At 38.1% G+C, this 12551-nt stretch carries 13 protein-coding genes; 2 read left to right on the top strand and 11 right to left on the bottom strand.

The annotated features are described in order from the left end of the window. Window position 1 precedes the first annotated feature (1 nt). Window positions 2–589 carry a lipoprotein gene (locus tag HMPREF9096_RS02610; protein WP_009766814.1) on the bottom strand — a complete coding sequence of 196 codons (588 nt, stop codon included), beginning with the start codon at window positions 587–589 and terminating at the stop codon, window positions 2–4. Between the two features lie 94 nt (window positions 590–683). Between HMPREF9096_RS02610 and rsmC the strand changes: the two genes are divergently transcribed. Continuing rightward, window positions 684–1676, top strand: coding sequence for a 16S rRNA (guanine(1207)-N(2))-methyltransferase RsmC (gene rsmC / locus HMPREF9096_RS02615; RefSeq protein ID WP_009766813.1), 993 nt, complete (start codon window positions 684–686; stop codon window positions 1674–1676). A 66-nt stretch (window positions 1677–1742) separates the two neighbouring features. Here the strand turns inward: rsmC and era are convergent, their stop codons facing one another. The 5 genes from era to grcA form a co-directional block, all read right to left on the bottom strand. Continuing rightward, window positions 1743–2651: a GTPase Era gene (gene era / locus HMPREF9096_RS02620; protein ID WP_009766812.1), complete on the bottom strand. Its 909-nt coding sequence runs from the start codon at window positions 2649–2651 to the stop codon at window positions 1743–1745. Then, window positions 2648–3331 (bottom strand): ribonuclease III, encoded by a 684-nt coding sequence (gene rnc / locus HMPREF9096_RS02625; RefSeq protein ID WP_005628729.1) that lies wholly within the window; start codon window positions 3329–3331, stop codon window positions 2648–2650. Before rnc ends, era begins: the two co-directional genes overlap by 4 nt. Window position 3332: 1 nt before the next feature. Further along, window positions 3333–4382 (bottom strand): signal peptidase I, encoded by a 1050-nt coding sequence (gene lepB / locus HMPREF9096_RS02630; RefSeq protein ID WP_009766811.1) that lies wholly within the window; start codon window positions 4380–4382, stop codon window positions 3333–3335. Between the two features lie 8 nt (window positions 4383–4390). Further along, window positions 4391–6187 (bottom strand): translation elongation factor 4, encoded by a 1797-nt coding sequence (lepA, locus tag HMPREF9096_RS02635; RefSeq protein WP_005637609.1) that lies wholly within the window; start codon window positions 6185–6187, stop codon window positions 4391–4393. Between the two features lie 168 nt (window positions 6188–6355). Beyond that, window positions 6356–6739, bottom strand: a complete 384-nt coding sequence (gene grcA, locus HMPREF9096_RS02640; RefSeq protein ID WP_005628746.1) for an autonomous glycyl radical cofactor GrcA — start codon at window positions 6737–6739, stop codon at window positions 6356–6358. Window positions 6740–7006: 267 nt separating this feature from the next. Here grcA and ung point away from each other — a divergent pair, with 267 nt between their 5' ends. Beyond that, complete coding sequence (gene ung, locus HMPREF9096_RS02645) at window positions 7007–7666, top strand: uracil-DNA glycosylase (RefSeq protein ID WP_009766809.1); 660 nt, start codon at window positions 7007–7009, stop codon at window positions 7664–7666. A 69-nt stretch (window positions 7667–7735) separates the two neighbouring features. Here ung and miaB read toward each other — a convergent pair whose 3' ends face one another. From miaB to HMPREF9096_RS02670, 5 genes are all read right to left on the bottom strand, one after another. Then, on the bottom strand, window positions 7736–9160 hold the full coding sequence (gene miaB / locus HMPREF9096_RS02650; RefSeq protein WP_009766808.1) for a tRNA (N6-isopentenyl adenosine(37)-C2)-methylthiotransferase MiaB: 1425 nt from the start codon (window positions 9158–9160) through the stop codon (window positions 7736–7738). A gap of 170 nt (window positions 9161–9330) precedes the next feature. Beyond that, window positions 9331–10293, bottom strand: a complete 963-nt coding sequence (gene lipA, locus HMPREF9096_RS02655; protein WP_032803526.1) for a lipoyl synthase — start codon at window positions 10291–10293, stop codon at window positions 9331–9333. A gap of 51 nt (window positions 10294–10344) precedes the next feature. Continuing rightward, window positions 10345–10983, bottom strand: a complete 639-nt coding sequence (gene lipB / locus HMPREF9096_RS02660) for a lipoyl(octanoyl) transferase LipB (protein ID WP_009766806.1) — start codon at window positions 10981–10983, stop codon at window positions 10345–10347. A gap of 1 nt (window position 10984) precedes the next feature. Then, window positions 10985–11263, bottom strand: a complete 279-nt coding sequence (gene ybeD / locus HMPREF9096_RS02665; RefSeq protein WP_005646399.1) for a DUF493 family protein YbeD — start codon at window positions 11261–11263, stop codon at window positions 10985–10987. Between the two features lie 103 nt (window positions 11264–11366). Next, window positions 11367–12548 (bottom strand): D-alanyl-D-alanine carboxypeptidase family protein, encoded by a 1182-nt coding sequence (locus tag HMPREF9096_RS02670; protein ID WP_009766805.1) that lies wholly within the window; start codon window positions 12546–12548, stop codon window positions 11367–11369. Between the last annotated feature and the right edge of the window lie 3 nt (window positions 12549–12551).

Genomic DNA, 12551 nt, shown 5'->3' with positions numbered 1-12551 from the left:
ATTAACGAGCAATACTATCAAATGGATAATCGACTAATGCCTTAATAATCGCACGCTCTTCAGCATGTGTAGGTTCCACTTGATATGAGGTATAACTACGATAAGCAATAATATTTTTATCTTTATGCACTAAAGCAACATAACGTTTAAATTTATCACTGGTACAAGCATAATAATCATGAATATCTGATTTCACAGCCTGTAACTGGCAGGTCTCTTTATTTTTTGCAAAATAACGTTCTGTAATAGCTTTCTCATGAGATACATCAGTTAAATAGAATGTATCACTTAGCACAGCTTTACGAGCCTCACTGTTTTTACTTAATGCTAGACTCACAAAACGAGGATCGTCACCTTTTACTGCTTGTGTTTGTTTCACATATTTCTCGCCATTGAATTCAATTTCGACACCTTGAGCTGAAATACGCTGAAACTGTGCATCTAACTTTTGTAATACTTCAGTTTGAGCAGGCGTTAATACCGGCTTTGATACTTTAGATGCCTTTTGAGGCGTACCTTGAACAAGGTCGAGAACTTGACATCCAGATAGTAATGTTGCCATTAAGGCTGCAGAGAGAATTTTTTTCATAAAGGATTTTCCTAAAATAGTTTTAATCAATTTTTATTAATAATTTTGCTAAAATAGCGCGTAATTTTAACTAATAACCCACAGGATTCAAAGCGTGATTTCTCTAGAGAGCCAAGTTTTAGAACGACATCTTTCATTTTTTGATGGAAAATCGGTATTATTTGCTGGCGGTATTTCTGATAATTTTCCTCAAACATTAGCCTCTAAATGCCAATCAATCCAAATTTGGAGCTGCTATTTTGACTATGCAAGAACGCAAAGTGCGGTCAATTTTTCCGCTGAATTTAAAGGTCAAACTGATTTAATCGTTTATTATTGGACTAAAAACAAACAAGAAATCAATTTCCAACTGCTTCAACTATTAGCTCAGGCGCCTATTGGCCAAGAAATATTAATTATTGGAGAAAACCGTTGTGGCGTGCGTTCAGTAGAAAAAACATTAGAACTCTATGGTGAAATAGCGAAAATTGACTCTGCTCGTCGTTGCGGTTTATATCATTTTTCACTACAAAACAAACCGCACTTTGAACTTAAAAAGTTCTGGAAAACCTATCAATATTCTGCGCTACAAGACTTAACGATATATAGTTTACCTGGGGTATTTAGTGCAGCAGAATTAGATACGGGCACAGAACTATTACTTTCAACTATTGATAATAAAATAAAAGGAAAAATACTCGATCTTGGCTGTGGGGCGGGAGTAATTGGCTCTATGATCAAAAAACGCGCGCCTAACGCACAAATTACAATGACTGATATTCATGCGATGGCGTTAGAATCAGCACGAAAAACACTTTCTGAAAATCAATTACAAGGCGAGGTTTACGCCAGTGATGTCTTTTCTGATATAGAAGGAAAATTTGATTTGATCATTTCTAATCCACCATTCCATGATGGTATTGATACCGCCTATCGAGCAGTGACAGAACTCATCACTCAAGCAAAATGGCACCTCAATCAAGGGGGAGAATTACGCATTGTCGCCAATGCATTTCTGCCTTATCCCGAATTACTTAGACAACATTTCGGTGATTACGACGTTCTTGCTCAAACAGGAAAATTTAAAGTGTATTCAGTGAAAAATTAGAAACAAAAAATCCCCACTACAATAATGGGGATTTTTCTATTTATTACTCATGGATTTCACTGCACTTTATTCATCCATATATCCTAAACTACGCAGTGCACGTTCATCATCAGCCCAACCAGATTTGACCTTAACCCAAAGTTCAAGATGGACTTTGTTATCAAATAAACGTTCCATATCAGCGCGCGCTTCCATACCAATAGTTTTAATTTTTTGACCTCCAGCACCAATTACCATTTTTTTCTGACCTTCACGTTCAACGAGAATTAAGCCATTTATTTCATAAGTGCCACGTTCATTCACTTTAAATTGTTCAATTTCCACAGTAACAGAATAAGGCAATTCTTCACCGGTAAAACGCATTAATTTTTCACGGATTATTTCCGATGCCATGAAACGTTGCGAACGGTCTGTGACATAATCTTCTGGAAAATGATGCACACCTTCGCGTAAAGATTGTCGTACAATTTTCTCTAATTCATGAACATTATTACCACGCTGTGCAGAAATTGGCACAATGTGAGCAAAATTAAATTTACTGCTAAGTTCTGTAATAAATGGCAACAAATCATCTTTATTTTTGATGTTATCTACTTTGTTGATAGCAAGCACAACTGGTGCTTTTGCATTGCGTAATTTGTTTAGCACCATCTCATCATCTGCATTCCAGTGTGTGCCATCTACGACAAAAATAATTAAATCAACATCGCCGATAGCACTACTTGCTGCGCGGTTCATCAAGCGGTTAATAGCACGTTTCTCTTCAATATGAAGTCCCGGCGTATCCACATAGATTTCTTGATATGCCCCTTCAGTTTTAATCCCAACAATACGGTGACGCGTGGTTTGTGCTTTACGAGATGTAATTGAAATTTTTTGTCCTAAAATTTTATTTAAGAGCGTTGATTTACCCACATTTGGGCGACCTACGATAGCAATAAAGCCGCAATAGGTTTTGTCGAATTGTTCGGTCATTTGATGTCCAGTTCTTTTAAAATTTGTTCTGCTGCCGCTTGTTCAGCTTTACGACGGCTAGATCCTTTTGCCACAAAAGTGCGGTCAATTTTATCTGCACTTTTCACTTTGCATTCAACAGTGAAAATTTGACAATGGGCTTCCCCTTGAATATTTACCACTTCATAAGTTGGCAATGGCAGATGTTTACCCTGTAAATATTCTTGCAAACGAGTTTTCGCATCTTTTTGGTTATCACCTGGTTTGATTTCAGCCAATAATTGTTGATACCAATTTCGAATCACTTGGGTCGTCACGGCCAATCCTTGATCCAAAGACATTGCGCCAATAATCGCTTCTACACAATCGGCAAGAATAGATTCTCGGCGAAAACCACCGCTTTTTAGCTCGCCAGAACCGAGAGACATATAATCGCCCAATTCAAATTGACGCGCTAAAATCGCTAAAGTGGGTTCTCTCACCAAAGTAGCACGCATGCGACTCAGTTCACCTTCATTACAACGTGGAAACTGATGATAAAGTGCTTCAGCGATAGTGAAATTAAGAATAGAATCGCCTAGAAATTCTAGGCGTTCATTATGTTGAGTCGCCGCACTTCGATGCGTAAGTGCCTGCTTTAAGAGCGCAATATCATTAAAACGATAGCCGATTTTACGCTCAAGTCGATCTAAATGATTCATCTTATTTTATTGCTGTAAAGAAACGATCAAAACGGAAACCTGTTGGCCATTCATTCGCTTCTTTTTCTAAGCTCATCCAAATATAAGTGGCTTTGCCCACAATATTTTTTTCAGGCACAAAGCCCCAGAAACGGCTATCATCGCTGTGATCACGGTGATCCCCCATCACAAAATACTGTCCTTCTGGCACAAGCCATTCTGCAGTTTGCATACCTTCTTGTGGGAAAAACTCAGGACCTGAATAACGACGATATTCACTAATTAATACATTGTGTGTCACATCACCTTTTTCAGTCAATTCTAATTCATTAGGAAAAGCAGGATTTGTTGGATTTTGTGTATATTCAAATGCCTTGGTTTCACAATCAATTTCACAAGGTTTACCTTCTTTGCCATATACCACTTTTAGCGTTTTTTGTTCTGCATCAAAAATGACGCGATCTCCGCCCTTTCCAACAATACGCTTAATATAATCGACACCAGACATATTATCTTTTGAGCTTAACGCTAAATTTTCTGCAAAGGCTGCTCGAGTTGCCCCAAGACCAGTACGAATTAAGGCTTGTTGCGGTGCTTTAAACACAATTACATCACCTCGTTGTGGTTTTTCACCAGCAATAATGGTGTTTTGGAAAATCGGATCTTTCACGCCATAAGCATATTTGTTCACTACCAAAAAGTCACCAACTCGTAAGGTTGATTCCATTGAACCAGATGGAATTTGAAATGGTTCAAATAAAAAAGAGCGTACTAAGAATACGACAGAAAGCACCGGAAAAAGAGATGATAAAAACTCAGAGGCTTCGGAAATTGGTTCAATTTTTGCTTTTTCTTCGTCAGTTAATACTTGGCCTGAACGCTGTTCAGCACGTGCAATTTTACGATTACGTTTTGGCGTTACCACAAAATAATGGTAGCACCATAATACGCCTGAAAGTGCGGTCAAAATTAGCAATACAATACTGAATGTGTTTGGTAATTGAAAATAATCTAAAACTTTCCAAATACCAAAACCCACAGCCAGTAAAATTACAAAAAATAAATTTGACATAATTTCCCTTATTTATCTTTTCCTACATGTAAAATTGCTAAAAACGCTTCTTGTGGTACTTCTACGTTACCCAAAGACTTCATACGTTTTTTACCTTCTTTCTGTTTCTGTAAGAGTTTTTTCTTACGGCTCACGTCACCACCATAACATTTTGCCAATACGTTTTTACGTAATTGTTTCACCGTAGAACGGGCAATAATATGGTTTCCAATCGCTGCTTGAATAGCTATATCAAATTGCTGACGAGGAATTAACTCACGCATTTTTTCAACCAATTCACGACCACGATATTGTGAATTATCTTTATGAACGATTAAAGCCAAAGCATCTACTCGTTCGCTATTAATCATAATATCCACGCGAACCATATCTGCAGCTTGGAAACGTTTGAAACCGTAATCTAAAGAAGCATAACCACGCGATGTTGATTTTAAACGGTCAAAGAAGTCTAGAACAACTTCGCCCATTGGAATTTCATAAGTCAGTGCAATCTGATTACCGTGATATACCATATTGGTTTGCACGCCACGTTTTTCTACACAAAGTGTAATGACGTTACCTAAATATTCTTGTGGCACCAACATATTACATTCTGCAATCGGTTCACGGATTTCAGCAATATTATTAAGTGGAGGCAATTTCGATGGACTATCGACGTAAACAACATCACCATTCGTTAATTGCACTTCGTAAATTACCGTTGGCGCAGTAGTAATAAGATCTAAATCATACTCACGCTCTAGACGCTCTTGAATGATTTCCATGTGTAAAAGGCCAAGGAAACCACAGCGGAAACCAAAGCCAAGTGCGGTTGAAGTTTCTGGCTCATAAAAAAGTGAAGCATCATTTAAGCTCAACTTACTCAGCGCATCACGAAATGCTTCATAATCATCTGAGCTAACCGGGAAAAGACCTGCATACACTTGTGGTTTTACTTTTTTAAAGCCTGGTAAAACTTCAGTTGCTGGATTATGTTGAAGCGTTAAAGTATCCCCAACTGGCGCACCTAAAATATCTTTAATTGCACAAACAACCCAACCAACTTCGCCACATTCTAAAATAGTAGTATCTTCTTGTTTTGGCGTAAAAATCCCTAAACGATCTACATTGTAAGCTTGTCCGGTAGACATCACTTTAATTTTATCGCCTTTACGTAATACCCCGTTTTTAATGCGAACTAAAGATACCACACCCAAATAGTTATCGAACCAAGAATCAATAATCAAGGCTTGTAATGGAGCATTAGGATCGCCTTCTGGTGCAGGAATTTTTGCAACGATCTCTTCTAATACATCTTCGATACCAACACCCGTTTTAGCAGAGCATCGAACCGCTTCCATCGCATCAATTCCCACAATATCTTCAATTTCTTCCGCTACGCGTTCAGGATCTGCGGCAGGCAAGTCGATTTTATTTAAAATCGGTACCACTTCTAAATCCATTTCGATTGCGGTATAGCAGTTTGCCAGAGTTTGGGCTTCTACCCCTTGACCAGCATCGACTACCAACAACGCCCCTTCACAAGCAGCAAGAGAGCGAGACACCTCATAGGAAAAGTCCACGTGTCCCGGTGTATCGATAAAGTTTAATTGATAAGTTTCGCCATCTTTGGCTTTATAATTTAAAGTAACACTTTGTGCTTTGATGGTAATTCCACGCTCACGCTCAAGATCCATTGAATCTAGCACTTGCGCTTCCATTTCACGATCCGAAAGGCCACCACAAGTTTGAATCAAACGGTCAGAAAGCGTCGATTTACCGTGGTCAATATGGGCAATAATAGAAAAGTTGCGAATATTCTTCATAAAAGATAGTTTTTCTCAAAAAATCAATAAATTTAACTGGCGGATTGTACCTGAAAAGCGTGTAAATCGCTAGGGATGAAAGGGAAAAGTGCGGTCAAATTTTTTAACCTTTTAGATAAAACAAAACCCCGAATGACTTCGGGGTTTCTTTTTTCATTCAAACTGAAATTATAGGCTTTCAGTGAAAGTACGAGTGATAACGTCGCGTTGTTGTTCTGGCGTTAAAGAGTTGAAACGTACTGCGTAACCAGAAACACGGATAGTTAATTGTGGGTATTTATCTGGGTTATTTACCGCATCTTCTAAAGTTTCACGACGTAATACGTTTACGTTTAAGTGTTGGCCACCTTCAACTTTAACAGTTGGCGCTACGTTTACTGGTAATTCACGGTATTCGATTTGACCTAATTCGCTAACTGCAACAACTTGGTCTTCCGCGAATTCGCCTTTTGCACATAAGCAACGCGCTTCATTTTTTTCGCTGTCTAATAACCAGAATGAATTAAGCAAATTATCATTTGCCGCTTGAGTAATTTGAATACCTTTAATCATAATAGCCTCCTAATTGGCATTGGAATAATCATAAAAATTGTACAAATTTTATCAAATAATTTGAAGATTTCAAATTATTTTGGATTTTTTTGACAAAGAACAGGTTATCTTTTTAAGATAATTTTACAAACTTGATCTAAATTAAACTTTATTCATTTATATAGCTATTTACCTAAAATAATTTAACATTAATTTAACCTTTAAACTTTTTATTTCCTTAATCTTTTTGTTTATAATAAGAGCAAACTTATTAATAGGATCAAAATAATGAAAACCTGGACAGATGTTATAGGAAAAGAAAAAGAACAACCTTACTTTCAACACGCACTACAACAGGTTCATCTTGCAAGAGCAAGCGGGAAAACGATTTATCCCCCACAAGAAGATGTATTTAACGCATTCAAATATACCGCTTTTGAAGATGTAAAAGTGGTGATTTTAGGTCAGGATCCCTACCATGGTCCAAACCAAGCTCATGGATTGGCTTTTTCAGTAAAACCTGAAGTCGCCATTCCCCCTTCCTTATTAAATATGTATAAAGAACTCACACAAGATATTTCGGGATTCCAAATGCCATCGCATGGTTATTTAGTCAAATGGGCTGAACAAGGGGTATTGCTGCTCAACACAGTGCTTACCGTAGAACGTGGTATGGCACATTCACATGCTAATTTCGGCTGGGAAACGTTTACTGATCGTGTTATTGCAGCGCTTGATGAACATCGTGAAAAACTCGTGTTTTTACTTTGGGGCAGTCACGCACAAAAAAAAGGGCAAATTATTGACCGCACTCGTCACCTTGTTTTAACGGCACCACACCCTTCACCACTTTCAGCACATCGAGGTTTCTTTGGCTGTCATCATTTTTCCAAAACAAATTCATATTTGGAAAGCCACAGAATAAAACCGATAGATTGGCAAATCTAAACCATATACCCTAAAAAAATCACCGCACTTTAATTTCTCAAAGTGCGATTAAATATTTCAAGATTTCAATTAGCCGTGATAACGCCCTACACCTAATTCATCTTCTTTACGTGTGCGATTCATCACTTCTTGTGGAGATTGCGCAATACGTAATCCCATTTCATCTTCAGTACGCACCACTTCACCACGTAAAGAATTGGTATAAACATCAGTGATTTTCACATCCACAAATTTACCAATCATTTCTGGAGAACCTTGGAAATTGACAATACGATTCGTTTCAGTACGTCCCGTTAATTCCATGATGTCTTTCTTCGATGGCCCTTCAACTAATACGCGTTGTTCTGTGCCAAGCATGCGACGGCTAAATTGTGCGGCTTGTTGATTAATACGCTCCTGTAACACATAAAGGCGCTGTTTCTTTTCATCTTCCGTTACATCATCTGGCATATCTGCAGCAGGTGTACCTGGTCGGGCTGAGTACACAAAACTAAAGCTCATATCAAAGTTCACTTGTGCAATCAAATTCATAGTTTGCTCAAAATCTTCCGCCGTTTCACCAGGGAAACCAACAATAAAGTCAGAGCTGATTTGAATATCTGGGCGCACAGCACGAAGTTTACGAATAATAGATTTATATTCTAATGCTGTATGACCACGTTTCATCATCGTTAATACACGATCAGAACCTGCTTGGACTGGAAGATGTAAGAAACTCACCAATTCAGGCGTATCACGATATACATCAATAATATCATCTGTAAATTCTATTGGATGACTAGTTGTGAAACGTAAACGGTCAATACCATCGATAGAGGCTACGAGACGAAGCAGCTCAGCAAAGCTACAAATTTGACCATCATGTGTCGGACCACGATAAGCATTCACGTTTTGACCAAGCAGATTGACCTCACGCACACCTTGCTCCGCAAGCTGCGCAATTTCAAATAAGACATCATCCACAGGACGGCTGACTTCTTCTCCGCGTGTATAAGGTACAACACAGAAAGTACAGTATTTATTACAGCCTTCCATAATCGAAACAAATGCCGTTGGACCTTCTGCGCGAGGTTCAGGCAAGCGGTCAAATTTCTCAATTTCAGGGAAACTTACATCTACAACAGAACTCTTACCACCACGAATTTGGTTAATCATTTCAGGCAGGCGGTGCAAAGTTTGCGGACCAAAAATAATATCTACATAAGGCGCACGATGGCGAATATGCTCTCCTTCTTGAGAAGCTACACAGCCGCCCACACCAATCACTAAATTTGGATTATTTTTCTTTAATTCTTTCCAACGACCAAGTTGGTGGAAAACTTTTTCTTGTGCTTTTTCACGAATAGAACAGGTATTCAATAATAATACGTCTGCTTCTTCAGGAATTTCGGTAAGTTCTAATCCATGAGTACTTAATAAAAGATCTGCCATTTTAGATGAATCGTATTCATTCATCTGGCAGCCCCAAGTTTTAATATGTAATTTTTGAGTCATTTTCTACAGTATCGTCAGGTATTATAAATAATTAGTTGAATAAAGCGGTCGGCTATTTTACAAGCTTACAATAATTCTGGCTAGTAAATATTCGGTGAAAAAAAACACCACAAATAAACCGCACTTTGATGATAAGCAAAAAGTGCGGTTTAATTCAGCGGAGTTTTAAATTATTTCACTAATCCGCCACTAGCTTGTAAATCAGCGTGATAAGAAGAGCGAACAAATGGTCCACAAGCCGCATGTTCAAAGCCCATTTCATTGGCTTTCTCACGGAATTCATCAAATTCGCTTGGCGGAACATAACGCGCAACAGGTAAATGATGGCGGCTAGGTTGAAGATATTGCCCCAATGTGAGCATTGTCACACCGTTATCACGTAAATCTTGCATGACTTGTAAAATTTCCTCGTTAGTTTCGCCTAATCCCACCATTAAACCTGATTTAGTTGGGATATTCGGGAACGTTTCTTTAAATTCACGCAATAATTTAAGTGACCATTCGTAATCTGCTCCAGGACGAATCTCTTTATATAGGCGCGGCACGTTTTCTAAATTATGGTTAAAGACATCTGGCGGATTATCTTTTAATTTTTCCAATGCCTGTGTAATGCGACCACGGAAATCAGGCACTAAAATTTCAATCTTAATGTCAGGATTAAGTTTACGCACAGCTTTTACACATTCTGCAAAATGACCCGCGCCACGATCTGGCAAATCATCGCGATCCACCGATGTAATCACCACATATTTAAGTTTCATATCTTGGATAGTTTCAGCTAATTTTTGTGGCTCTTCAGGATCGGGAGGTAATGGTTTCCCATGCGCAACATCACAGAACGGGCAACGGCGCGTACAAATTGCGCCTAAAATCATAAAAGTTGCTGTTCCATGATTAAAACATTCGTGTAAATTTGGACAAGATGCTTCTTCACACACGGAATGTAAACCATGACGACGCATTCCATTTTTGATGCTTTCAATTTTAAGTGAATTTGCCGGAAGTTTAATTTTCATCCATTCAGGCTTTTTCAATAGCTCTTGGTTTGGATCAATATTTTTTACTGGAATAATCGACGTTTTTGCCGCATCGCGATATTTTACACCGCGTTCCATTTTGAAAGGCGTTGACATAAGCGTTCCTAAATAAAAATGCCCAAACAGGGCATTTTTGATCATTAAATATTACAAATTTGTTACATTATAGCCTAAAAGCTCGGCAAAGTGTTTAATTAATTTTGGTGAAACCTTATCGCAATTAGCTTCATCTTGATTAACAAAATCCGCTAATTGACACATTTCAAGACCGGCATAGCCGCATGGATTAATATAATGAAATGGGTTCAGATCCATATTGATATTCAATGCTAACCCGTGAAAGGAGCAACCACGACGAATACGCAGTCCAAGAGAACAAATCTTTTTCCCATCCACATACACGCCTGGGGCATCAGGTTTTGGATAACTTTCAATACCATATTCAGATAAGGTTTTTACCACCGTTTGCTCAAGTGCGGTCACTAATTGACGCACATTTAAATTCTCATGACGCTTAATATCAATGAGTACATACATCACTTGCTGACCGGGTGCATGATAGGTTATTTGCCCGCCACGATCCGACTGCACCACAGGTATTTCACTACGTTGTAAAAGATGCTCTGGTTTACCTGCTTGCCCTTGGGTAAATACAGGAGGATGTTGCACCAACCAAATTTCGTCTTGCGTTTCCGCTGTGCGACTATCTGTGAAATTCTGCATTTTATGCCAAATTTCTTGATAATCTTGCAACCCTAACTGACGAACAATAAGGGAATTATTCATGCTAGATAACCATTTTTACGCCTTCAACTTTAGCAAGTTCTTTATAAAGTGTTTCTACCTGCTCAAAGTTTTCAGCAATAATGTCGATTGAAACCGAATTATAGGTACCTTTACTACTCCGTTTTTCCTTAGGAATATAATCGCCTTTAACATATTTTTGGACGACCTGAATTAGATCTTGCGCTAACCCCTCGCGATTAATTCCAGCAACTTTAAATGTCATTTTTGCTGGAAATTCCATTAATTCTTTAAGTTTTGCGTAATCGTTTTCTGTTGTCATATTATTTCCCAATAATAAAAATGATGTGTGAATGGTACACCACCCACACATTACGAATGCCTCAGTTAAAAATGAAAAAAGTGCGGTAAGTTTCTGGCATATTTTATGCAAATAAGCCTTTTACAGTGAGCACGAGCCAATCCCAAGCTTTTCCGAAAATACTAGCTTCGCCCACTTCATCCATCACTTGTAAGTTTACCGCTGCAATATCTTTACCTTCTAATTGATAAATGACTTTACCAACGACTTGACCTTTTGCTAAAGGCGCTTGTAAGTTTTTACTTTCTAACTCATATCGAGCTTTAAGCTCATTTTGTTTGCCTTTCGGAACTGTGATAAAGCTATCTTGTAACGTTCCTAATTTCACACTACCTTTATTACCATAATAAACAGGTTGTTCTGAAACTTCTTTGCCTGCCTCTAAAGTTTTAAAGGTTTCGAAATTAGCAAAACCCCATTGTAAAAGTTTTTTACTTTCTACTTCACGACCTTTGTAAGTTGGCACACCCATTACTACAGAAATTAAACGCATATTGTTTGGTGCAGTCGCTGAAGCAACTAAGTTATATCCTGCCTGGCTAGTATGCCCGGTTTTCATTCCATCAACATTAATGGTTTTATCCCATAATAAACCATTACGGTTAGGCTGTTTAATTTTATTAAATGTAAAATCTTTTTCTGAGTAAATTTTATATTCTTCAGGTAAATCACGAATAATATGTGCTCCAATAAGCGCCATATCACGAGCAGAAGAATATTGATTAGGATCATCTAAACCATGTGGCGTGGTGAAATTTGTATTTTTCAAACCAAATTGTTGAACATATTTATTCATGGTTTCTACAAAGTTCGGTACATTGCCAGAAATGTGTTCAGCTAATGCCACTGTCGCATCATTACCAGAAACAACAATCACACCACGATTCAAATCTGCTACAGATACTTGTGTATTTAAATCTAAAAACATTTTTGATGAGTCTGGGAAATTACGCCCCCATGCACTCTCACCAATGGTTACCATATCGGTATTGTGAATTTTGCCCTGTTTTAAAGCGCTCCCTACCACATAACTTGTCATCATTTTTGTTAATGATGCAGGATATTGACGCTCATCAGGATTAAGTGCGGCCAAAATTGCGCCTGAATTGTAATCCATCAATACATACGTTTGAGCAGTAATTTGAGGCGGAGTTACGCCAAACTGCATATCCTCTGCAGATACCGAAAAAGCACTCAGTGCCACAAAACTTGATAAAAATGCGATTTTTGTTGTTCTTTTCAACATAGT

Source organism: Haemophilus sp. oral taxon 851 str. F0397, assembly GCF_000242295.1.
Classification (GTDB): domain Bacteria; phylum Pseudomonadota; class Gammaproteobacteria; order Enterobacterales; family Pasteurellaceae; genus Haemophilus.
This window is presented reverse-complemented; position numbering and strand designations above follow the sequence as displayed.